Genomic DNA, 22,891 nt, shown 5'->3' with positions numbered 1-22,891 from the left:
ATGCGGGACGCCTCGGCACCCATCACGCACAGACGGGTGCTGAAGATCGCGGTGCCGATCGTGCTGTCCAACGCGACGGTGCCGATTCTGGGCGCGGTAGATACCGGCGTGGTCGGCCAGATGGGGCAGGCCGCCCCGATCGGCGCGGTTGGCATTGGCGCGGTCATTCTGGCCACGATCTACTGGGTGTTCGGCTTTCTGCGCATGGGCACGACCGGATTGGCGGCGCAGGCCCGAGGCGCGGGAGACACGGCCGAAACCGGTGCGCTGCTCATGCGCGGCCTGCTCTTGGGCGGCACGGCGGGGCTGTTCTTTATCGTGGCGCAGGCGGCGGTGTTCGCAGGGGCCTTCGCGCTGTCGCCCGCCAGCCCCGAGGTCGAGGCGTTGACGCGCAAATACCTCGAGATTCGCATCTGGGGCGCGCCCGCGACCATTGCGCTTTATGCCGTGACCGGCTGGCTGATCGCGGTCGAGCGCACGCGCGGCGTGTTCGTCCTGCAGGTTTGGATGAACGGGCTGAACATCCTGCTGGATCTGTGGTTCGTGCTGGGGCTGGGCTGGGGCGTCGAAGGGGTGGCGGTGGCCACGCTGATTGCCGAATGGACGGGTCTGGCGCTGGGTCTGTGGCTGTGCCGCGATGCGTTCGGGGGTAATCAATGGCGCGATTGGGCGCGGATCTTCGACCCCGCCCGCCTGCGCCGGATGATGCAGGTCAATGGCGACATCATGATCCGGTCGGTCCTGCTGACCGGGTCCTTCACCACCTTTCTGTTCGTGGGCGCCGATCTGGGCGACGTGACGCTGGCCGCCAACCAGGTGCTGCTGCAGTTCCTGGAAATCACCGCCTTTGCACTGGACGGGTTCGCCTTTTCTGCCGAGGCATTGGTAGGCAGCGCCGTCGGAGCCAAGGACCGATACCAGGTCCGGCGCGCCTCGGTCATGGCGTCGCAATGGGGCGTCGGTGGGGCTTTGGTGCTGGGGGCCACGTTTTTTGTGGCAGGGCCCGCATTGATCGACCTGATGGCCACCGCGCCTGAGGTGCGGATCACGGCGCGCGAATACCTGATCTGGGCGGCGCTGGCCCCGGTGGTCGGCGTTGCCAGCTGGATGTTCGACGGCATCTACATCGGCGCCACCTGGACCCGCGCCATGCGCATCGCCATGATCCAGTCGGTGGCGATCTATGTGGTGGCGCTGTTCCTGCTGGTGCCGACCATGGGCAATCACGGGCTGTGGGCCGCGCTGATGGTGCTGAACACCGCTCGCGCAGTGACGCTGGGCCTGCGCTACCCCCGGCTCGAGGCGCAGGTGGCCTAGAGCAGGGTCAGCAGGTTCTCGGGCGGGCGACCGATGGCGGCCTTGTCGGCGGTGATCCCGACGGGGCGTTCGATGAGGATCGGGTTCTCGGCCATGGCCTGAACCAAGGCCTCTTCGGGTGTTTCCCTGCTCAGCCCCAGTTCCTTGAACCGCGCCTCGCCTCGGCGCATCATCTCGATCGCCGGGATGCTCAGCCGGGACAGCACCGCGCGCAGCTCATCCGCGCTGGGCGCGTCCTTGAGATATTTGCGAACGGTAACCTCGGCGCCGCGGTCCTGCAGCAGGGCCAGCCCGGCGCGCGATTTTGAACAGCGTGGGTTGTGCCAGTATTCGATCACAGCCAATCCTCTCGTTTGCTGCCGACGGCGTCGGCCACCGATTTGAACCCGTCCCGCGCCAGCAGGGCGTCCAGCCCCCACGTGATCTCGGCCGCCAGCGACAGGCCGCCATAGACCATCGCGGTATAGAACTGCACGGCCGAGGCCCCGGCGCAGATCTTGGCATAGGCCTGTTCGGCGGTGCTGATGCCGCCCACGCCGATCAACGGAATCTGCCCGTCGGTCAACTGGCTCAACCGGGCCAGAACACGGGTCGATTTTTCGAACAGGGGCGCGCCTGACAATCCGCCGGCCTGATCCTTGTGCGGGCTGCGCAGCCCTTCGCGCGACAAGGTCGTGTTGGTGGCGATCACACCGTCGATGCCCATTTCGCGGGCGACATCGGCGATGTCCCGCAGTTCGTCATCCGCAAGGTCGGGGGCGATCTTCAGAAACACCGGGACCCGCCGCGCCAAGGCATCGCGGGTGTCCAGCACACCTGCCAGCAAAGCGCTCAGCGCCTCTTTCCCCTGCAGGTCGCGCAGCTTTTTGGTGTTGGGCGACGAGACATTCACCGTGGCGAAATCCAGCCATTGCCCGCAATGGGCCAGCACCTGCGCAAAATCCCGCGCCCGGTCGCTGCTGTCCTTGTTGGCGCCCAGGTTCAGGCCGATCACCGCGTCCTTGGGGCGGTGCGCCAGACGCCGGGCCATCGCCTCCATTCCTTCGTTGTTGAAGCCGAACCGGTTGATGGCGGCGCGGTCCTCGGTCAGTCGGAACAGGCGCGGCTTGGGGTTGCCCGGCTGCGGGCGCGGTGTGACGGCACCCACCTCGACAAACCCAAAGCCCCCGCGTGACAGCGGGCCTAGAACCTCGCCATTTTTGTCGAACCCGGCGGCCAGCCCCACCGGGTTGGGCAGGTCGAGCCCGGCCAACTGCGTGCGAAGGCGCATCGAGGTGACGGGGCCGGGCGCCGGGGTCAGACCCGTTTTCAGTGCCTTGATCGACAGGCCGTGCGCGGTTTCAGGGTCCAGGCGATGCAGCGCGGCCAGGGCGAGTTTCTCGGTCAGGTACATCCGAAGGACGCTCCGGTTGGGGAAGGGGCGGTGCGGATCAGGCGCGAGTCGGCCACAGCCGCCTGCCGGTGAATGACCGCCGCGCGATAGACCGGGTCGGTCACCATCTCCAGAAACGCATGGGCCGAGGGGTAACGGGCGATGAACATCTCGTCCCATACCTCGTCCTGCGGGCCGATCAGCGTTGTCTGGAATGTGCCGCGCCAGATGATCGCGACCTCCAGCCGCGCGATGATCGGCGCGGTTTCGGCCCCGTACCGGCGATAGGCTTCGGCGCCGCTCAGCCCCGCGCCGGCCAGGTCGTGGCCTGCGGGATAGTCAGCCTTGGCGCGGAACCGCACAAGGTTCAGCATCTCGATCGGGTGATCGCGGTCCAGCGCTTTGAACGCCTCGAACTGGGCGCGGTCGGGGTCGATATGGCCGGTCATTGCATCTCCTCGGGGAAGCGGTGTGCGCCGTTTACCAGCGGCAGCGGTTTGGCCCAGACCACATCCGCCATGCGCATGCTGCGATAGAGATGCGGGAACAAGGCCCCGCCGCGCGAGACCTCCCATTTCAGATCATCGCCCATTTTCTGGGCATCGCAGGCCACGAGGGTCAGGTTTTCGACCCCGGCAAAGTGTTTGGCCGCGGTCTCCGCCGCCTGTTCTGCGGTGGAGAAATGCACAAACCCATCGGCCACATCGATGGGCGCGCCCCGGGTTTCGCCCTGTGTCTGCAGGGCCGCCCATTCCTCGGCCCGGAATATCTTGTAGATCAGCATGGCGCCGTGATGCCCCGCGCGCTGGGTAGAATCAAGCCGCATTTCCCCCTTTGACTCTTTGCCGCCCTCGGCGCACGATCCTGACAATCAATAACAGGGAGTTTCAAATGATTACCCGTTTCCTGACATCCGTGGCGGCCCTTGGCCTGACTGCAGGCATGGCGGCGGCCGACTACAAGCTGACCATTCTGCACACCAACGACTTCCATTCCCGGTTCGAGCCGATCAACAAGTATGACAGCGGCTGTGGCGCCGAGGACAATGCCGAGGGCAAATGCTTTGGCGGTTCGGCGCGTCTGGTGACCGCGGTCAACGACGCCCGCGCGCGGGCCGAAAACTCGATCCTCGTGGACGGCGGTGACCAGTTTCAGGGGTCGTTGTTCTATACCTATTATAAGGGCAAGGTCGCGGCCGAGTTCATGAACAAGCTGGGCTATGATGCGATGACCGTGGGCAACCACGAATTCGATGATGGCCCCGAGGTTCTGGCCGGTTTCGTCGATGCGGTCGAATTTCCGATTCTGATGTCGAATGCGAACATCGAGAACGAGGAGCTTCTGACCGACCGGATCAAGAAATCGACCGTGATCGAAGTGGGTGGAGAGAAGATTGGCCTGATCGGCCTGACCCCCGAAGACACCGACGAGTTGGCTTCACCCGGGCCGAATGTCGTGTTCTCTGATCCTGTTCCGGCGGTTCAGGCCGAGGTGGACAAGCTGACGGCGGAAGGGATCAACAAGATCATCGTGCTCAGCCACTCGGGCTATGGCGTCGACCAAAGGGTCGCACAGGAAACCACCGGCGTTGACGTGATCGTGGGCGGACATTCGAACACCTACCTTTCGAACACTTCGGATAAGGCAGTCGGGCCGTACCCCACCGTGGTGAACGGGGTGCAGATCGTTCAGGCCTATGCCTACGGCAAATTCCTGGGCGAGCTAAACGTGACCTTTGATGACGACGGCAACGTGGTCGAGGCGGTGGGTGAACCGCTGATCATGGACAACACCGTGACCGAGGATCAGGCTGCCCTTGATCGCATCGCTGAACTGGCCAAGCCGCTGGACGAGATCCGCAACAAGGTCGTGGCCAATGCCGCGGCTCCGATCGAAGGGGACCGGTCGATCTGCCGCGTGCAGGAATGCGAGATGGGCAACCTAGTGGCCGATGCCATGCTGGCGCGGGTCGCCGATCAGGGCGTTCAGATCGCCATCGCCAACTCGGGTGGTCTGCGCGCCTCGATCGACGCGGGTGACGTGACCATGGGCGAGGTGCTGACCGTTCTGCCCTTCCAGAACACACTCTCGACCTTCGAGATCAGCGGTCAGGGCATCATCGATGCGCTGGAAAACGGCGTCAGCCAGGTGGAAGAGGTCAAGGGTCGCTTCCCGCAGGTGGCCGGGCTGAAGTTCACCTGGGATCCGTCGGTTGCCCCCAACGAAGGCCGCGTGACCGAGGTCATGGTGGCCGAGGGTGATGGCTATGTGCCGATCGATCCGGCCAAGACCTATCTGGTGGTGACCAACAACTATGTCCGCAACGGTGGCGACGGGTACAAGATGTTCTCTGGCGAGGACAAGAATGCCTACGACTTCGGTCCCGATCTTGCGGATGTGACTGCGGAATACCTTGCGGCCAATGCGCCATACACGCCCTATCTGGATGGACGTATCCAGCAGAAGTGATTGCTGACACAAAGAAAGAAAAGGCCGCATCCAGGGATGCGGCCTTTTTTGTTGGGTTTCGGCTTAATCGAATTCGTATTCGGGCCACAACTCGGGGTCTAAACCGTCCAACATGGGCCGGATATAATCCGCAACCTGACGCCAGCCGCCAACCGATTTGGTCGAGATTTTGTTGCGCACCTGGTCGATACTGGCCGTACGCACCTGTTTCTTGTTTTCTTCCGGGTGCATCATGCTTTCACGCCATTCGATCCCGCAGAATTCTGCAACCTGCTTGCTGTAGGTCTCAGGGTCGGCCACCAGCTTTTCGTAGGGTACCGTCAGGATGCGATCCCCGAAGATGGCATCCCAATGCTGCATGTAGCGGCGATACATGTTGGCCGAGTGCGCGATCGAGTTCAGGTTCGATGCGTATCGCATTCCGCCCGCTGGAAAACGCCGGATCCATTTTGACAGGCCGACGTCCCGAGGGTCGCGCAGCATGTTGATGATCTTGGCGTTGGGGAAGGCTGTCAAAAGAAAACCAACCCGCTGGTAGTTGTGCGGCATCTTGTCGACGAAAGCGATCGAGCCCTCGGGGATCGGAGGCATCAACTCACGGAAATGCTTGGCGAACTCCGCAGCTTCTGCGTCCGAGAATGCCTTATTTTCGTTCGAGTATGGCGCCGAAAGGTCGGACCCGAGGGTCAGTTCTCCACATCCCGCGATATCGGGGGCGGAACTCAGCATCATTTCCATCAAGGTGGTGCCCGACCGAGGCTGTCCGATCACGAAAATCGGCAGGGGCATCTCCTCGATCCCGGAACTTGGAACCGACGTGCTGTCGGGAAACAGGCCGCAGATGCGGCGTAGTTTGCGCTCTTCTTCTTCGAAATCGTATGGGTTTTCGTCGTGTTGCACCCTGTTTGCGACTGCAAACTGCGCAAGGGCCGCCTCCAGCCCACCGATCTTTGATTGAAGCTGTGCCAGCGTGAATTCCAGAGTCGAATTGGGGTGTTTCCGCTTTGCGATCGCAGCCTCGACCCGGGGGAACAGTGCTTCGGCCTGTTCGGCGTCTACCATCGACGACAATTGGAACAACGCCGATGCGTGATACGGATCCTTGTCCAAAACACGCCACAAAATGTCAGTACAGCCCTTCTTGTCGCCAGCCTGGTGCAGGTCCACCGCTCGGCGGAAGGCGATTTCGATGCTGTCGGGATCCAGCTCGTATGCACGCGCAATATCGGCCGAGGCCGCATCCACGAAGCCGACGCGCCCATAGGCCCTGCTGCGGGTGGACAGCAGCTTGGGGTTGTCTGGATCTGTCATCAGGCGCTTGGTGGCGTTCTCGATGATGCTACGCCAGTTCTTGCCCTTGAGCGTGATTTCATCGATCACCCGGACGATCTCGCGGTTGCCGGGCATCTTTTCGGCCATCTTTTCGGCATAGGCCAACGCCCGCGCGATCTGGCCGGTTTGCATAAGAGCATTCGCGATGTTTTCGACGAATTGCGGGTCGTCCGGTTTCAGGCGGGCGGCTTCCTGGAAATGCGGCAGCGATTTCTTGTACTGCTTCATCTCGGTCAGAACGAACCCGGCAATCGCGTGGTAGTCCGCGTCTTTTGGGAATTTCTTGATGCCGAGGGTAGCTTTCTTCAGAGCCTGAGGAAGCTTGCCGGAGTCCAGATCCGCCACCGCCTTGGCCTTGAGGGAATTTGGTGCTTGATTTGTCATCTGACTGCGCGAGACCCTGTGCCTGATTGAAACTTTTGTTGTTGGTTCATTACCCATGTGCGGACGGTTTGCAATAACTCTTCCCAACGATGCCATGGCGCAGCTGTTTGCTGCGCGGCCTTCAAACGCGTTACCGGCGGTGCCCAACTACAACATCTGCCCGACAAATCAGGTGCATGTCGTGCGCGCCAGAGAGGGAGGGCGGCAGTTGGACCCGCTGCGGTGGGGTTTCTTGCCACATTGGTACAAAACCCAAAACGACGGTCCGCTGCTGATCAACGCCCGCGCCGAAACCCTGGCCCAGAAACCGGCCTTTCGCGCAGCTTGCCGCGATCGGCGCTGTCTGATCGTGGCCACGGGTTTCTACGAATGGACCAAGACCCAAGACGGTGCGCGGCTGCCTTGGTACTTCCACCGCAGCGATGGTGCGCCCATCGCCTTTGCCGGCATCTGGCAGAACTGGGGCGAGGGTGAGGCGCGGCAGGCGACCTGCGCGATCGTCACGACCGCAGCCAACGACAATGTGCGTGCGGTTCATCACCGGATGCCGTTGATCATTGAACCGGCGGATTGGGCCTTGTGGCTGGGTGAGGTCGGCAAGGGGGCAGCCCGCCTGATGAAACCCGGCGCCGAGGATGTGTTGCAGTTTCACAGGGTCGGCACGGCCGTAAACTCCAACCGGGCCAGTGGGCCGGACCTGATCGCGCCCGAAGCCGATGAATGACAGCGGCCGGGCCTTCTTTTCTTTTGCCATCCTGCGCGCTAAACCCCTGTCATGGCCCTGAAATTCTCAAACCTGCCGCAGCTGTACGCGCATCCGTTCGATACGATCATCGATGTGCGCAGCCCGGCCGAATTTGCCGAGGACCATCTGCCCGGCGCCATCAACCTCCCGGTTCTGGACAATGAGGAGCGCGCAGGTGTCGGCACGATCTACGTTCAGCAGAGCCCGTTTCTGGCGCGCAAGCTGGGGGCCGCGTTGGTGTTTCGCAACGCCGCCACCCACATCGAGACGCAACTCAGCCACCACGAGGGCGGTTGGCGCCCTTTGGTCTATTGCTGGCGTGGCGGTCAGCGGTCAGGATCCTTCACCTGGATGCTGCAGCAGATCGGCTGGCGAGCCGAGGTGATCGAGGGCGGATACCGCAGCTATCGGCGTCTGGTGAAGCAGTACCTCTACGATGATCCGCTGCCGTTCAAGCTGGTGGCGTTGGATGGCTACACCGGCACTGCAAAAACGGAACTTCTGGCCCAGTTGCAAACGCGCGGGGTGCAGGTTCTGGATCTCGAAGCGTTGGCCAATCACCGCGGTTCGCTGCTGGGCGAACAACCCGGCGGACAACCCAGCCAGAAAGCGTTCGAATCTGCCTTGGCCTCGGCCATGTGTGCGCTTGATCCGGCACGGCCCGTGTTGGTCGAGGCCGAGTCGTCAAAAATCGGTTCGTTGATTTTGCCCCCAGCGGTCTGGCAGAGCCTTGGCCAAGCGCCGCGAATACTTGTCACGGCAGATATCGAGGCGCGAACGGACTATCTGGTCGCTGCCTATGACGACATCCTGTCTGATGCCGAGCGTTTGCAGGACCGCCTGTCGCCGCTGCGGTTTCACCGGGGGCATGATGTCGTGGATGCGTGGATGGCTCAGATTGCCGAGGGCAACAAGAAAGCTCTGACGCGTGCCTTGATGGAGCAGCACTATGACCCGGCTTACGAAAAGTCGCGGAAAAACCACCAGTTTGATGTGATTGCGCGCGTGCATGCCGTGTCCTTGACCACGGACGGGCTGGATCAGGTCGCGTCGGAAATCGAAGGGATTGTAGCTCAGCTCTGAAGGCGCAGGCCGGGTGTGTCGCTCAATACCCCGATGACTGCAGCCGGGTAACCAGCGGCACGCAAATGGTCGCAGATATTTCGTGCGTCGTCGGCCGAAACGGCAGCCAGCAACCCACCCGCGGTCTGAGGATCGAACAGCAGATCGGCTTTGCCGCCGATTGGAACTTCGGGCGCGATGGAACGATTGTCGTTGAACAAGCTGGACCGGACACCTTGCTGGCTAAGCTCGAGCGCACCCGCCATAATTGGTCCTGCGTCGAGGTTCAGGACTGCGCCACAGTTGGATTCCTCGCACAGTCCAACGAGATGCCCGGCCAGTCCGAATCCGGTGACGTCGGTCATGGCATGGGCCTGGGTCAGAATGCGTGCGGCGTCACCCTGCGGCCGCGTCATGTGGTCATAGGCGGCCACTACCCACTCGCCGTTGGCTTGCCCTGCCATTTCCGCGGCCATCAGGACGCCGCTGCCAATCGGTTTGGTCAGGATCAACACATCACCGGGCCGCCCACCCGACAGGGTGATCGGATCAGACTGGCACAAACCCGTGATGGTGAAGCCGATGGTAAGCTCATCGCCCATCGAGCTATGGCCGCCGACGATCTCAGCCCCGGCGCCGCGCATGACTTCGGTCGCGGTTTGCATTATTTCAGCCATGGTGCGGTGTTGCAGCTGGGAGGACATGCGCGGCAGGATCAGAGTGGCCGTCGCGGCCTGTGGGGTCGCACCCATCGCCCAGATGTCCCCCAGTGCGTGAATGGCCGCGATGCGGGTCATCAGAACAGGGTCCGGAACGAAGCTGCGCAAATGATCTGACGTCAGCACCTGCCGGACACCTCCAAACGTCAGCATTGCGGCATCATCCCCGGGCAGGGGCGCGATATCCGGACGGTCGGATCGCGGTACTGCGGACAGCGCGCCCTGCAAGGCGCCGCGACCCACCTTGGCGCCGCAACCGCCGCACATGGGCTTGTCGCCCAGAGCGTCGCGCAGTCCATCCGCATGGCGACGGGGAAGCGCGGGGGCTGGCATCTGGGGAAGCTCACGAAAGCGAAGCATGAACTTCTGGTCGATATGGTCTTTCCACCGCCACATCACAGGTCCGCTGAATGACGTCCCAAAGCGCTCGGCCAGTGCCGAGCGTTCCCCCAGCGAGATCAGCTTCAGGTAATCCTTCTGCGGCTTGTACCGGCGCATGGTTCCAGCGCCGAGAGCTGCGCGCAGGTTGTTGAAGAGAACAGGAGCCTCTCGCACGGCAAAGACACCGGCCTTGGGGCGCGGCGTGTCATCCAGATGAGCGCAGTCTCCGACTGCGAAGACCGATGGATCGCTGGACTGCAAATACCCGTTCACTCGGATAAAGCCGTCGTGCAGGTCCAGCCCGGTCTGGCCGATCCAGTCATAGGGACGGGCGCCCGCCGCGCCGGTTGTGAAATCAGCCGTGATGTGCCGCCCATCGGTCAGTTGCACGCCTTTTGGTGTGATCTGCGCAATTTCGGCCTGTTCGATGCAGTCGATGCCAAGTTGTTCCATCGCCCGCCGAATGGTCTGGGCGGCTTTGGGGTTTATCGCGGTCAGGATTTGCGCCTTGTCTATCAGAGTGACCGTTGCTTGCCGACCCTTGGCGCGCAGAGCATGGGCCATGGCCATCGCCAGTTCGACGCCCGCGACGCCGCCGCCAATGACCGCCACCGAAGCAGGGTCGGTTGTCTCCAGGTACTGGGCCCATTTTGCGGAAAAGGGACCAAGAGGTTTTGCCGGGATGGCATGTTCCGTGAACCCGGGCAAAGACGGCATGTCCGATGTTATTCCGACATTGATCGAGGCAACATCGAAAGCGACATCAGGATGATCTGCCACATTCACCAGCCGCCGGTTCAGGTCCAGGCTGATCGCGGCACCCAGAATGATCCGGGCCCCCGCAAACCGTGCCAGCCGGATCAGATCGATGTCCAGGTCGCGGCGCGCGTAGTGCCCCGCGACAAATCCGGGCAACATCCCGGAATAGGGTGCGGTCGGGCCAGGATTGATCACGGTCAACCGCGCGCCGGGTAGGGGGTTCATCCCCCATTTCCGAAGGAAAAGCGCATGCGTATGGCCTCCGCCCACCAGAACCAGATCGCGGGTAAGTGGCAACGAAGGTGTTTTCATGAAGTCAGTTCGCGCTGTGATCCGGGACGTCTTCGACCTGCTCGACCGCGTGGGTGGCCCAGAGCTTGTCTTCGCCCGCGTCCGGCAGATCCTCGGGCGCTTCATGGCGGTGAATGTGCCACTTGGCAATGAACAGAGCCGTGATCGGAGCCGTCAGAAACAGGAACAGCGTGATCAGCAGTTCATGCATGGAAAGGCGCTGTTCGATCAGGATCGAATGAAAGATCGAGGCCAGCAACACACCGCCCACGCCCAGCGTGGTGGCTTTGGTCGGGGCGTGCAGCCGCGACATCGGATCCTTCAGCTTGATCATGCCAAAAGACCCGACAAAGCCGAAAATCCCTGAAACGATCAGGAAAAATGCAATCAGAAGTTCGAAGATGAATTCCATGGCGGCCTCACTCGATGATGTTGCCGCGCAGCATAAAGCGCGCATAGGCCACGGTCGAAACAAAGCCCAGCATGGCAATGATCATAGCGGCTTCGAAAAAGATCTCGGTGCCCAGATGCAGGCCGTACAGGATCATCAGGGCGATGGTGTTGATCACCATCGTATCAAGGGCGAGCACTCGCGTTCCCACACCGTCGGCGGTGATGATCCGCCACAGGCACATCATGATCGCGGCCCCAAAGCAGGCAAAGGCAAAATAGATTGCATATTCGATCATTCGAAAATCTCCTTCAGGCGGCGCTCGTAACGCTGCTTGATCTGGTCTCGTACCGCGCCCGGATCCGGAGCGTCCAGGCAATGGACCAGCAGACAATGCCCTTGGGCCGAGAGGTCGCAACTGACGGTGCCCGGAGTCATGGTGATGGTTCCAGCCAGTACCGTGATCGCTTCGGGTGTGCGCAGTTCCAGCGGGATCGAGATCCAGTTCGGTTGTCTGTCCGCGTCGCGTTTGAACAGGATGATGCGGGCCACGGTCACGTTGGCCACCACGATGTCCCACAGAACCACGATCATGTACTCAACGACCATGGGCCAGTTCCGCAGGACGGGCCGGTCGGGCCAGTAGGGTTGTGTGATGAAGGGAATGATGATCCCCAGAAGCAACCCAAACACCAACGAGTTCAGCGAGGGCGCGTTGGCCAACAACACCCAGACCAGAGTCAGCAGGAAGCTCAGATGAGGGTGGGGAAATATCCGGCGCAGCAGTTTCATCAGTCTTCCCTTCCCAATACGGCCGAGATGTACTGTTCCGGCGCGAACAGTTGCGCGGCGGTCTTGCGAGTGTAGTCCAGCGAGGGTCCGGCGAACAGGGTCAGCAGGACGAGGCCCAGAACCACTCCGAACACCGAGGTGAACGCCAGCCCCGGCTGCGGTTCAGGCGCGGGCCGGTGCGGGGGTTCATCATCGTTGGTGGCCTCGGTTTCGGGTTCCGGTTCGATCTGGGTGCTGGCGTCATAGCTTTTCCAGAAGATCAGGGACCCGGCGCGAGCCAGTCCCACGATGGTGACGAAGGACCCGATCAGAACGACCGCCCAGACTGCGGTGGCATCCGGCGCATACCAAGACGCATCCAGCACCAGAAGCTTGCCGATGAACCCCGACAACGGCGGCATGCCCGCCATCGCTATGGCTCCTACGAAGAACAGCGCCGAGATCAGCCCGCTTTGCGGCATCGGCGGGCGGGGCGCAATGGCCCCTCCTCGACGTTCCATCACCAGATCGGCCACCAGGAACAGCAGTGCGGTCGCAAGGGTTGAATGGTAGACGTAGTACAGAGCGGCGGCTGTGGCCGTCTCGGTGAACAAGGAAATAGCCACCAGCAGCGTTCCCATCGAGGCGATGGCGCAAAACGCAACCATGCGCGCGATGTGCCGCGTGCCCAGAATACCGATCGAGCCGATGGCAAGGGTCACCAGCGCGGCAGGTTGTAGCCAGTCACCAACCAGTCCTTCGGTGACGGCAACATCCGGGCCGAATGCCAAAGTATAGACCCGCAGGATCGAATAGGCCCCCACCTTGGTCATGATCGCAAACAGCGCGGCAACTGGCAGCGGCGCGTTGGCATAGCTGGCCGGCAGCCAGAAATGCAGCGGCAGGACAGCGGCCTTGATGCAGAAGACCAGCAGCAGAAGAACCGCACCCACGCGCAACAGGGCGGTGTCTTCGACCGGAATTTCCGCGACGCGCACGGCCAGGTCGGCCATGTTCAGGGTACCGGTAACCGAATAGATCGTGCCCAATGCAAACAGGAACAGAGTTGACCCCAAGAGGTTGTAGGTGACGTATTGCACCCCGGCCTTCAGGCGTACCGCGCCGCCGCCATGGGTCATCAGGCCGTAGGAGGCGATCAGCAATACCTCAAAAAACACGAACAGGTTGAAAGCGTCGCCGGTCAGGAAGGCGCCGCAGACACCCATCAGCTGGAATTGGAACAGCGGATGAAAGTGGTTGCCGCGTTCGTCCCATCCGGACGCGATGGCGTACAGCACGACAGGCAAGGCCAGCAACGCCGTCAGCAACACCATCATCGCGGACAACCGGTCAAGGACCAGAACAATGCCAAACGGGGCCGGCCAATCACCCAGCTCGTAGACATGAATCTCGCCGCCCGCTGCCTGCGCAGTGATGGTCAGTGCGATGCCGAGCAGACCCACCACACCGGCGACTGAAAAGATACGCTGCAGGTCCAGATGGTACCGCAGAACCATGATGATGAAGGGGGCCAGGATCGCGGGCAGGACGATCGGCGCAACGATCCAGTGGTTCATGCGTCTTCTCCTGCGTCATCCACGCTGTCCTGCGCGGCCATGTCTATATGGTCATCCTTCGAAGACAGGTAGGCGCCCAGAGCGATCATCACGATCACAGCTGTCATCCCGAACGAGATCACAATCGCCGTCAGAACAAGGGCCTGCGGCAATGGATCGGTATAGGGAACCTCTTCGTATTTGTTCAGAACTGCAGGCGCGTTCACGGCCAGCCGTCCCGTGGCGAACAGGAACACGTTGACCGCATAGGTCAGCAGAGACAGGCCCAGGATGACCGGAAAGGTCCGACGGCGCAGGATCAGAAAGATCCCTGCGGCGGTCAGAACGCCAACGGCCGATGCGACGAGTGCTTCCATCAGCCCTGCTCCTTCGCTTTTTCTTGTTCTTCGGCCAGATCATCCCGCAACGGGTTGATGTCCATCGGGAATTCCTGCGCCATGCCCGGCCGCCACGCGAACCGCGACAGGCTGTCAAGAGCCAGCATTACGGCGCCCAGAACGGCCAGGAACACGCCTGTGTCGAACAGCATGGCCGTGGCCCATTCGAACTCTTCCAGCGGTGGCCAATGCAGATAGCCGAAATCGCTGGTCAGGAAGGGCCGCTCGTTGAACCAGGCGCCCAAACCCGTGGCTGCAGCGATCAAAACGCCCCAGCCGATTGTGCCATGGTAGTAGAACCGCTGCCGCTCGATCGCCCAGGTATAGCCACTGGCCATGTACTGCATCAGGAAGGCGATCGCGACCACCAGACCGGCGATGAACCCGCCTCCGGGCTGGTTGTGCCCCCGGAAGAAGATGTAGGCGCCCACCATAAGGGCGATCGGCATCATCACACGTGTGGCAACAACCATCATCAGCGGGTGTGAGTCACCTGACTGGGGCCAGTGCGGTTTGCGGTTCAGCAGGTAGGCTCGGACGCTTGTGCCCAGCACGGCCTCGGTCAGGGCAAAGATGATCAGGGCCGCGATCCCCAGCACGATGATCTCGCCGAAAGTATCAAACCCCCGGAAATCCACCAGGATCACGTTGACCACGTTAGTGCCGCCGCCACCCTTGTAGGAATTGGCCAGGTGGAATTCCGAAATCGTCGGGAAGGCGAAATCGCGCAGCATGAGCGCATAGATCAAGCCCCCGGCGCCGATACCGGCCACCACCGAAATGGCAGCATCACGCCAGCGCCGGGCCGCGCTGCTGTCCCATGGGGTCTCGGTCGGCAGGAAGTTCAGCGACAGCAGCAGCAGGATCATCGTGACGACTTCGACCGAGATCTGCGTCAGCGCCAGATCAGGCGCGGACAGATAGTTGAAGGCCATCGACACGATCAGGCCGACGACACCGATCAAAACAAGCGACAGCAACCGGTTGCGGTGGAACCACATGATGCCCATCGTCGCCACGATCAGGCACAGCCAGCCGATGATCGGAATGATCGGGGCCGGCAGCGGAACCCGCGTTTCAACGCCAATCGTGCCGGTCGAATAGGCATAGTATCCAAGGCCGACCGTAAAGGCGATCAGGATGATCGCATAGCGGCTGATGACACCGTTGTGCAGCTCGTCCGTGATCCACCGGCTGGCGGCGGTCAATCCGCCGATCACGGCGTCGAAGATGGTCTTGGCCTCGGGGCGGGGCAGGATATTCCAGACCTGCTCGCCGCGGCGGTGCAAAGCCAACAGGAAGAGGCCGCCAAAAGTTGCGACGATCGACATGTACAAGGCGGGCGTGAACCCGTGCCACAGCTTCAGTGAGTAATAGGGCAGCTTCTCGCCGCCGATCACTGCGGAAGACACAACCGCAACCAAGGGGCCGACGATGGCGGCCGAGTTCAGGCCGATCAGCACGACCAGCACGACCAGGAATGCCGGAGCCAGCCACAGCCCCACCGGCGGGTCATGCGGGTGCGCAGGGTAATCCTCGCGTTCAGGGCCCAGGAAGACGTGGGACACGAACCGGAAGGAATATGCAGCAGAGAAGATCGCGGCTACCAGGGCCAGGGCTGGCACCAGATAGTGCGAGTTTCGCCAGACCGTGTGCACGGTTTCTTCCAGCATCATTTCCTTCGACAGGAATCCGTTCAAAGGTGGAATCCCTGCCATGGACAATGCGGCGATTGTTCCAATCGAAAAGGTGATCGGCATCAAATGGCGCAGGCCGCCCAGGCGCTTGATGTCCCGGGTGCCGGTTTCGTGGTCCACGATCCCGGCGGTCATGAACAGGGCGGCCTTGAAGGTGGCGTGGTTGATGATGTGAAAGATGGCGGCCACGACCGCGATCTTGGTGCCAAAGCCCAGCAGCATCGTGACCAGCCCCAGATGCGACACCGTCGAAAAGGCCAGCAACGCCTTGAGGTCATCCTTGAACAGCGCGATCACCGCGCCGATCAGCATGGTTATCAGGCCGGTGGTGGCGACGATGTAGAACCACGCCTCGGTCCCGGCCAGAACCGGCCACATGCGCGCCATCAGGAACAGACCAGCCTTCACCATTGTCGCCGAGTGCAGGTACGCCGAAACCGGCGTTGGCGCGGCCATGGCATGAGGCAGCCAGAAATGGAACGGGAACTGGGCCGACTTGGTGAAACACCCCAGCAGGATCAGTACCAACGCCGGCAGGTAGTAGGGCGAAGACTGGATCAGCTCCCGGTTCTGGAGGATCACGCTCAGGTCAAAGGACCCCACGATATTGCCCAGGATCAGCATCCCCGCGATCATAGCCAGCCCGCCGGACCCGGTGACCGCCAGCGCCATCCGCGCGCCCTGGCGACCTTCGGGCAGGTGCTTCCAATAGCCGATGAGCAAAAACGAACTGAGCGAGGTCAGTTCCCAGAAAACCAGCAAAAGCAGTATGTTGTCGGACAGAACGATACCGACCATCGCGCCCTGGAACAGCAGGAGATAGGTATAGAATTGACCCATTGGGTCTTCACGCGACAGGTAAAACCGCGCGTACAGGATGATCAGCAGACCAATGCCAAGGATCAGCAGCGCGAACAGAAATCCCAGCCCGTCCAGCATGAAATTGGCGTTCAACCCCAGCCCCGGAATCCAGTCGAACCGCGCGGTGACCACCGTGCCGTTCATGACGTCCGGGATATGAATCAGCAGCCCCATCAAGGCCAGAAACGTGGTCAATCCCGCCGCCGATGCGGCTGCGTTGCGCCCGGCGCGGATTAGCAGGGCGGGAAAGACAGCTCCGAGGAAGGGAAGGGCCGCGATAAGGAATAGGGACAAGTGCGATACTCCGGGCTGAGCGGTCAGGGTGCTGTTGATTTTGTAAGGATAATTTATTGACTGTCCAGCTATTGCAAGTTTTTCACCTTGCACTACTCCCCGCGATTTTTCAGCCAAAGCCTGCGCGAAAATGACGCGAACTTGATCTGCGCCCGGCTTTTCGGCGCAGCGCCGGAGGCGGACCCGTGATAAAACCGGCGTAGAAAAACCGGAGGGTGCACATTGGCGATCAAAACCATGCTCAGCCGCAGAGGCGTGTTCCTTGGGGGCGCAGCCGCTGTTCTCGCGGGTTTTGCGTTCCGTGAATACCGTCTGATCCCCGAAGACTTTTCTGGCGGTAAGTTGACCGTCGCTCAGGCGCATGAAAAGGCTGTTGCAGGGGAAATCCTGTTGCTCGACATTCGGACCCCGCGCGAATGGCGGGCCTCAGGCATCGGGCAGGGCGCCCAACCGCTGGACATGCGCCGTGAAGGCTTTCTGGATGTGTTGGATCGCCTGTCTGGCGGTGACAAGGGGCGGCCGATTGCCTTGATCTGCGCCCGTGGTGTGCGGTCAGCGCGGCTGGGCAACAGGTTGACCGAGGCGGGCTACGGCAACATTCTTGACGTGCCCGAAGGGATGCTGGGGTCAGCCGCAGGTCCGGGCTGGGTGCGGGCCGGGCTGCCGGTGCAGGCGTATTCGGAGGGGGCGTGATGAGGCTCAGGGATCTGTTGGCTGTGTTGATCGCAACCGCCGCAACTCCGGCATTGGCCGCGTGTGGGCAGGATCTGGGTGTTTGCGAGACTAAAACCGGAAGCTATCGCATCGAGCTGCCGGAAGACTCCAACCCGCCGTTGGTCGTGTTCCTGCACGGGTATGGCGGTAGCGCGCAGGGAACCATGAAAAACCGCGGCATGGTCGAACCCTTGCTGGCACGGGGATATGCGGTCATGGCACCCGAGGGGGCCGAGCGCAACGGGCGAAAAAGCTGGAACTTCTATCCGGGTTGGGACGGGCGTGACGAAGCCGCGTTCCTGAAGGAGGTTGTTGCGGATGCGGTCCAACAGTTCGGGATCGATGACCATCGCGTGGTGCTGGGAGGATTCTCGGCCGGCGGCTTCATGGTGAACTATCTGGCCTGCGCCGATCCCGAGGCATTCTCGGCCTATGTGCCGGTCTCAGGCGGATTCTGGCGCCCGCATCCCGAAAGTTGTGCGGGGCCCGCGCGCCTGTTCCACACACATGGCTGGACCGACAACGTGGTGCCGCTGGAGGGGCGCGCACTGGGCGGCGGTCGGTTCCTTCAGGGCGACATCTTCGCCGGGCTTGAAATCTGGCGGCAGGCCAACGAATGCGCCGACAACCGTCCGGACGGGTATTCAACGACAGGCCAATTCATGCGCCGCAAGTGGACCGCCTGTGCTGACGGCAGCGCATTGGAGTTCGCTCTGTTTCCCGGCGGTCATACAGTTCCGCGGGGCTGGGCCGACATGATGCTGGATTGGTACGAAGGGTTGCCCGGCGGGTGATCATTCCGCCGGGGTCATGGTTCCTTTGCCCTCGATCAGGCGTTTCAACTCGTTGCGATGCGAACGTGCCGCCCGCGTGATGGCGGGCTCGTGGAAATCCTCGGGCATGCCGACCATGCGACGCGCTGCTGCCGCAGATACGCCGCTGAGTGCGGAGAGCGGTACCGCAAAGGTCAGGCTGATGGCGATCGGAGCCAACCAGACCGAGACCAACCCGGCCAGGATACCCGCGCTCAGCGCGAAGCCGCTGATGGTTTCGAGCGCGTGACACACGATCAGCGTCCGCAGCCCATAAGTGCCGCCATCCCGTGCCTGCGGGGTCCAGCCTTTTTGTACACCGAGAACAGTGCGGAACACGGCGATCATCTGCTGCACCATCAGGATCGGTGCGTACAGGATCGACAGCACGACCTCGAACAGGAATGACGCAAGAAACCGGGTCCGGCCGCCGAAATCTTCATAGCGAACACCGCTGAGGGGCAATGCCAGTGCACCCAGAATCTTGGGGGCCAGCAGCATCGCGTACATGACAAGGATGATCAGAACATGCCGCGTTTCGGTCATTTCCGGCCACTGGGGGAACATCGGATTGTCGGGGCTGAAATAGTGCAGCACCGAAGCATCCTTGCCCTGACCGATCAACGCCCACATGACCAGCAGTGCGAACCACAAGGGTGACATCAGGTATCCGACGGCGCCGTGGAACAGATGAAACCGCGACACGGCCCGAAACCCGGTTGACCCCAGCAGACGCAGATGCTGCAGGTTGCCCTGGCACCAGCGGCGGTCGCGTAGGGCGTGGTCGATCAGTGTCGGCGGTGTTTCCTCGTACGAGCCTCGGATGCGCGGCAGAAAGCGAACGCCCCAACCGGCGCGGCGCAGCAACCCGGCCTCGACGAAGTCGTGGCTCATGATCAGTTGTTCCTGGCCCGAGAGCGAGCGCAGCTTGGGCAGACCCGCACAGGTCGCAAATGCCTTGGTGCGGATGATGGCGTTGTGGCCCCAATAGTTGCCTTCCTGGCCACACCAACGGGACAGGCCCTCTGCAAATGCGATGCCGTATACACCATTGGCGAACTGCTGCATCCGTGCAAAGACGGACTGGGCACCGATCAGTTGCGGATAGCTTTGGATCAGGCCGGCGCCGGGATCGCGGGCCAGCGCGTCGGTCAGCCGCGCGATCGCGCGCCCGGTCATCAGACTGTCGGCGTCCAGAACCAGCATTGCATCCCAAGCGCCACCCCAGCGGCTGACCCAGTCAGCGATATTGCCAACCTTGCGGTCCGTATTCTGTTCCCTGCGTCGGTAATACAGCTCAAGCCCTGGGGCGAGCGTGGTACGCAGCGCCTCGATGCTGGCCTGTTCCTGGGCCGCGATTTCCGGATCGCGGGTGTCGGACAGGATGAACATCGCATAGTGATGCTTGCCCCTTCGGGCGCGCAGTTCTTCCAGCATCGTGCGGGCATTGCCCAACACGTTCCACGGCACTTCGTTGTAGACGGGCATTAGCAAAGCAACCCGCAGTGGCTGCGCGCGACCCTGCCGTACTGGACGCTCTTGCCGGGCCAGAGAGACCATGCCCAGAAGGACGGTGCAGACCGTGAAGGAAATCCAGAAGAAATTGAACGAAATCAATGCCAAAAGGATGGCTTCGACCACGTTAATCCCTTCGGCGTCGAACCAGTCTGCCATGACCCACAGCAAAGCAACCGAGGCGGCCATGGCCGGGGAAAACGCCAATGCGCGCCAAAGGCCCGCCGACGACCGGCGGGCATCCGCAGGTGCTTGGGCGTCCCGAAACCCGGCGGCAAAGTCCTGCTCCGGCATTGCCAGCGGTGCCTCGGGCGGCATGATTTTCAGGTCCGGGTTCATGCTGTCCATCTGTACATCCAGACTTCCGAGGCGGGCTCGTCACCCAGCCTCAGTTGCGCGCGCAATTCGACGTGGTCGCGGTCGCCGGGTTGAAACGAAAAGGCCAGACGCAAACCGCCCGTATCCGGGTTGCGTTGCAGAACCCCGTCCGAAGTTTCCGCGTGAGGCGACTGAACGAACACGCTGAGGGCGTCCGGATCGTCGAACAACTCGCTGGCTTCGAAGTCGATCACCGCAAGCCGTCCTTCCCCGAAAGTGTTCTCGCCCATGGCGGTGTTGATCACCCGCGGCATGGCGGTCCGCTGAGGTTCCTCGCCCCAGATCAGGCGGTACGACAAGTCGAGCTGAGCACCGGCAGCGACCGGTTCAGCGGGACGCCAATAGGCGACAATGTTGTCGTAGATCTCCTGATCGGCCGGAATTTCGACCAGAGTGACCGTACCTTTACCCCAATCGCCCATCGGCTCGACCCAAAGGCCGGGGCGCTTGTGGTATTGCGCTTCGAGGTCGGCATAGTCGGAAAACGCGCGTTTGCGCTGCATCAGTCCGAACCCGCGCGGATTCATGTCCACGAATGAGGACACCTGCAATCGCTTGGGATTGGCGAGCGGGCGCCAAATCACTTCTCCGGCCCCGTTTCGGATCATCAGCCCGTCGCTGTCATGCACGGCCGGACGGAAATCGTCGAACCGGTTGTGATTGGTCTGATCGAACAGGAACATCGACGTCCCCGGAGCGATCCCGACATGGGGAAGTTCTTCCCGAGCAAACAAGGTCGCCTGCACCTCCATGATGCAGTCGGCGCCGGCCGTGATGTCGAACCGGTAGGCGCCGGTCACACTGGGGCTGTCCATCAGGGCGTGAACGATCATGTTGCGCTGGCCGGGCTTTGGGCGCTCCAGCCAAAATCGGATGAAATCCGGAAATTCTTCGCCCTCGGGATCCCCGGTTTTCAGTGCAAGACCTCGGGCTGACAGACCATAAACCTCGTGAAGGCCGATGGCACGGAAATAGCTGGCTCCCTGAAAGACGCAGAACTCGTCCGTCTTGCCAGGGCGATGCATCTCGGTGCGCAGCCGGAAACCTGAAAAACCCAGCGTTTCGTCTACTGGCAGATCGGGGACGTCCTCGGCCCGGTCGAACATCTCGAGGTCGAAGGCAACCGGCGCGGTCATCCCGTTCTCAACTGCCGAGACCTGAACGGTTCGCGGGAAGTAAAGGCCGGGGGTGAAGAAATCGACGTTGAACGGCGTATCGGTCCCGTACCAGAGCGCACGGTCCAGCCGGAAACGGATGGAGCGGTACTGTTCGTAGGTGAGGTCCTGCCACGCCTGCGGAACGGTTTCCCGCGCCTCGTAGGGGCGGCTGGCCAGACCGCGGGCAAGGGCGATGATATCGGCCCGGTCGAACGGCACTTCGCCACCGGTGGCAAAGGTGGCCGGGGCGAAGGCCAGCGCCGTAGTCGACGCAAGGAATGCACGACGCGTGAACTTCATGACTTCGATTTCCATGGGTGTGATTTGAACCAAGCGGCCAGATAAGCCACGCCGATGATCAACGCAAATCCAATTAGGTTGGCGGCCAGAACGGTGGCGAAATCCCGCCCAAATTCGTCGAGGAAAACGCCGATAAGTCGTGCCGCTGCCATGGAAAATACAAAAACCGCCAAGGACTGCTGGCCCACTTTGGTGATCTGCTTCAGGATCCATCGCCACAGCTGCGCGCCGATCGTGTTGCCGGTGGCGATCAGGCGATGCCCATGTTGCCCAGCAGCCACCCATCCCAGGTAGGCCAGCGACAGGAAGTGCATGTACCGGAACAGGCCGAAATCGGTTTTTTCGCGCAGTTCGCTTGTCAGGGGCCAGACCCTTCGGATGTTCTCGGCAAGATCCGGGGCGGCCGCTTGGACCCACAAGAACACTTTCCACGATCCAAACGGGGCTGATAGGACAAGGAACAATCCCGCGGCCCAGATCAGCGTCTTGGAAACCGGCGGCGCAGGAATCCAGCCCCGCATGAATGCAAAGCCCGTGAAAAACAGCAACTGCCATCCAAACGGGTTGAAGAACCACTGGCGGTCCGACCACGGTTCGGCCGGAAGCGCCAACATACCGGTCTGCGCCACCAGCCAGATCGCGACCGAGACCAACCCGACCGCCCAGAGGCTGAGGCGCGACAGGCCCATGAACATCGGCATCATTGCCAGAACGACCAGGTACATCGGCAGGATGTCGAAATAGTTCGGCACATAGGTCAGGGTGAACAGCCCCACCATCTGTGGCATCGGGTCGTTGAAGAAATGCTGCAGGTTCAATCCCGAGACATAGCTTTTGTCGAAGGCTCCGGACAAATCCAGCGCCGCCATGGACATGGCGACAAAGAAAAACAGGCAGATATGGGCCCAGTAGACCTGCCAGATGCGGAAGCTGACCCGGGCGGTCCCCATCCACCAGCCCCTGCGCTCAAACGCGCCGCCAAAGGCGATCGCCGAAGCCATGCCCGAGCAGAAAACAAAGATTTCAGTCGCGTCCGAGAATCCGAACCGGGCCGGGATCCATCTGGCCCAGGGGTCGTTCGGGATGTGTGCGATCAGGATGATGAACATCGCAATACCGCGATAGAAATCCAGCCGCGGGTCGCGGGTTGTGGCAGCAGGGGCGGAGGATGCCGCCACCGGTGCAAAATCAGAAGCGGGCGATGCGGTCGCCATTC

Annotated in this window: 21 protein-coding genes; 6 read left to right on the top strand and 15 right to left on the bottom strand. The window is 61.8% G+C overall.

The annotated features are described in order from the left end of the window. The gene (locus ACR0MM_RS05840) at positions 1 to 1,317 is read left to right on the top strand and encodes an MATE family efflux transporter (protein WP_480694958.1); all 1,317 of its coding nucleotides are present in this window, start codon (positions 1 to 3) and stop codon (positions 1,315 to 1,317) included. On the opposite strand, the gene arsC is transcribed toward ACR0MM_RS05840, so the two are convergent. The 4 genes from arsC to ACR0MM_RS05820 are packed head-to-tail and all read right to left on the bottom strand — an operon-like array spanning position 1,314 to position 3,473. After that, entirely contained in the window at positions 1,314 to 1,655 is a 342-nt protein-coding gene (arsC, locus tag ACR0MM_RS05835; RefSeq protein WP_480694956.1) for an arsenate reductase (glutaredoxin), read from the bottom strand. The genes ACR0MM_RS05840 and arsC overlap by 4 nt on opposite strands. Beyond that, complete coding sequence (locus ACR0MM_RS05830) at positions 1,652 to 2,710, bottom strand: quinone-dependent dihydroorotate dehydrogenase (protein WP_480694954.1); 1,059 nt, start codon at positions 2,708 to 2,710, stop codon at positions 1,652 to 1,654. The genes arsC and ACR0MM_RS05830 overlap by 4 nt, the downstream gene beginning before the upstream one ends. Further along, complete coding sequence (locus tag ACR0MM_RS05825; protein WP_170449336.1) at positions 2,701 to 3,138, bottom strand: DUF1330 domain-containing protein; 438 nt, start codon at positions 3,136 to 3,138, stop codon at positions 2,701 to 2,703. Before ACR0MM_RS05825 ends, ACR0MM_RS05830 begins: the two co-directional genes overlap by 10 nt. Next, on the bottom strand, positions 3,135 to 3,473 hold the full coding sequence (locus ACR0MM_RS05820; protein ID WP_480695342.1) for a DUF952 domain-containing protein: 339 nt from the start codon (positions 3,471 to 3,473) through the stop codon (positions 3,135 to 3,137). Before ACR0MM_RS05820 ends, ACR0MM_RS05825 begins: the two co-directional genes overlap by 4 nt. Positions 3,474 to 3,580: 107 nt before the next feature. Between ACR0MM_RS05820 and ACR0MM_RS05815 the strand changes: the two genes are divergently transcribed. Next, a complete protein-coding gene (locus ACR0MM_RS05815; RefSeq protein ID WP_480694952.1) occupies positions 3,581 to 5,158 on the top strand; it encodes a bifunctional metallophosphatase/5'-nucleotidase in 1,578 nt (525 codons plus the stop codon). Between the two features lie 63 nt (positions 5,159 to 5,221). On the opposite strand, the gene ACR0MM_RS05810 is transcribed toward ACR0MM_RS05815, so the two are convergent. Beyond that, entirely contained in the window at positions 5,222 to 6,874 is a 1,653-nt protein-coding gene (locus ACR0MM_RS05810) for a tetratricopeptide repeat-containing sulfotransferase family protein (protein ID WP_480694950.1), read from the bottom strand. Between the two features lie 55 nt (positions 6,875 to 6,929). Here ACR0MM_RS05810 and ACR0MM_RS05805 point away from each other — a divergent pair, with 55 nt between their 5' ends. Next, a complete protein-coding gene (locus ACR0MM_RS05805) occupies positions 6,930 to 7,598 on the top strand; it encodes an SOS response-associated peptidase (RefSeq protein ID WP_170417866.1) in 669 nt (222 codons plus the stop codon). A 51-nt stretch (positions 7,599 to 7,649) separates the two neighbouring features. Then, on the top strand, positions 7,650 to 8,702 hold the full coding sequence (mnmH, locus tag ACR0MM_RS05800; protein ID WP_480694948.1) for a tRNA 2-selenouridine(34) synthase MnmH: 1,053 nt from the start codon (positions 7,650 to 7,652) through the stop codon (positions 8,700 to 8,702). Here mnmH and selD read toward each other — a convergent pair. From selD to ACR0MM_RS05765, 7 genes are read right to left on the bottom strand one after another with little or no spacing between them, the layout of a single operon-like run. Continuing rightward, a complete protein-coding gene (selD, locus tag ACR0MM_RS05795; protein ID WP_480694946.1) occupies positions 8,693 to 10,852 on the bottom strand; it encodes a selenide, water dikinase SelD in 2,160 nt (719 codons plus the stop codon). The genes mnmH and selD overlap by 10 nt on opposite strands. 4 nt (positions 10,853 to 10,856) lie before the next feature. Beyond that, the gene (locus ACR0MM_RS05790; protein WP_093962618.1) at positions 10,857 to 11,243 is read right to left on the bottom strand and encodes a Na+/H+ antiporter subunit G; all 387 of its coding nucleotides are present in this window, start codon (positions 11,241 to 11,243) and stop codon (positions 10,857 to 10,859) included. Positions 11,244 to 11,250: 7 nt separating this feature from the next. Next, positions 11,251 to 11,520 (bottom strand): K+/H+ antiporter subunit F, encoded by a 270-nt coding sequence (locus ACR0MM_RS05785; protein WP_093962617.1) that lies wholly within the window; start codon positions 11,518 to 11,520, stop codon positions 11,251 to 11,253. Further along, positions 11,517 to 12,014, bottom strand: coding sequence for a Na+/H+ antiporter subunit E (locus ACR0MM_RS05780; protein WP_093962616.1), 498 nt, complete (start codon positions 12,012 to 12,014; stop codon positions 11,517 to 11,519). The genes ACR0MM_RS05785 and ACR0MM_RS05780 overlap by 4 nt, the downstream gene beginning before the upstream one ends. Next, a complete protein-coding gene (locus ACR0MM_RS05775) occupies positions 12,014 to 13,570 on the bottom strand; it encodes a monovalent cation/H+ antiporter subunit D (protein WP_170402042.1) in 1,557 nt (518 codons plus the stop codon). The genes ACR0MM_RS05780 and ACR0MM_RS05775 overlap by 1 nt, the downstream gene beginning before the upstream one ends. Continuing rightward, complete coding sequence (locus ACR0MM_RS05770) at positions 13,567 to 13,926, bottom strand: Na+/H+ antiporter subunit C (RefSeq protein WP_170337694.1); 360 nt, start codon at positions 13,924 to 13,926, stop codon at positions 13,567 to 13,569. Before ACR0MM_RS05770 ends, ACR0MM_RS05775 begins: the two co-directional genes overlap by 4 nt. Next, positions 13,926 to 16,799, bottom strand: a complete 2,874-nt coding sequence (locus tag ACR0MM_RS05765; RefSeq protein WP_480694943.1) for a monovalent cation/H+ antiporter subunit A — start codon at positions 16,797 to 16,799, stop codon at positions 13,926 to 13,928. Before ACR0MM_RS05765 ends, ACR0MM_RS05770 begins: the two co-directional genes overlap by 1 nt. 222 nt (positions 16,800 to 17,021) lie before the next feature. Here ACR0MM_RS05765 and ACR0MM_RS05760 point away from each other — a divergent pair, with 222 nt between their 5' ends. Beyond that, a complete protein-coding gene (locus ACR0MM_RS05760; protein WP_480694941.1) occupies positions 17,022 to 17,492 on the top strand; it encodes a rhodanese-like domain-containing protein in 471 nt (156 codons plus the stop codon). Further along, the gene (locus ACR0MM_RS05755) at positions 17,492 to 18,307 is read left to right on the top strand and encodes a CE1 family esterase (protein WP_480694939.1); all 816 of its coding nucleotides are present in this window, start codon (positions 17,492 to 17,494) and stop codon (positions 18,305 to 18,307) included. Before ACR0MM_RS05760 ends, ACR0MM_RS05755 begins: the two co-directional genes overlap by 1 nt. Here the strand turns inward: ACR0MM_RS05755 and mdoH are convergent, their stop codons facing one another. The 3 genes from mdoH to ACR0MM_RS05740 are packed head-to-tail and all read right to left on the bottom strand — an operon-like array spanning position 18,308 to position 22,889. Continuing rightward, positions 18,308 to 20,179 (bottom strand): glucans biosynthesis glucosyltransferase MdoH, encoded by a 1,872-nt coding sequence (mdoH, locus tag ACR0MM_RS05750; RefSeq protein ID WP_480695340.1) that lies wholly within the window; start codon positions 20,177 to 20,179, stop codon positions 18,308 to 18,310. Next, a complete protein-coding gene (locus ACR0MM_RS05745) occupies positions 20,176 to 21,675 on the bottom strand; it encodes an OpgD/OpgG family glucan biosynthesis protein (RefSeq protein WP_480694937.1) in 1,500 nt (499 codons plus the stop codon). The genes mdoH and ACR0MM_RS05745 overlap by 4 nt, the downstream gene beginning before the upstream one ends. Continuing rightward, on the bottom strand, positions 21,672 to 22,889 hold the full coding sequence (locus tag ACR0MM_RS05740) for an OpgC family protein (RefSeq protein ID WP_480694935.1): 1,218 nt from the start codon (positions 22,887 to 22,889) through the stop codon (positions 21,672 to 21,674). The genes ACR0MM_RS05745 and ACR0MM_RS05740 overlap by 4 nt, the downstream gene beginning before the upstream one ends. Positions 22,890 to 22,891 lie beyond the last annotated feature (2 nt).

The sequence above is a fragment of the Ruegeria sp. BC6 genome, assembly GCF_056539185.1.
This window is presented reverse-complemented; position numbering and strand designations above follow the sequence as displayed.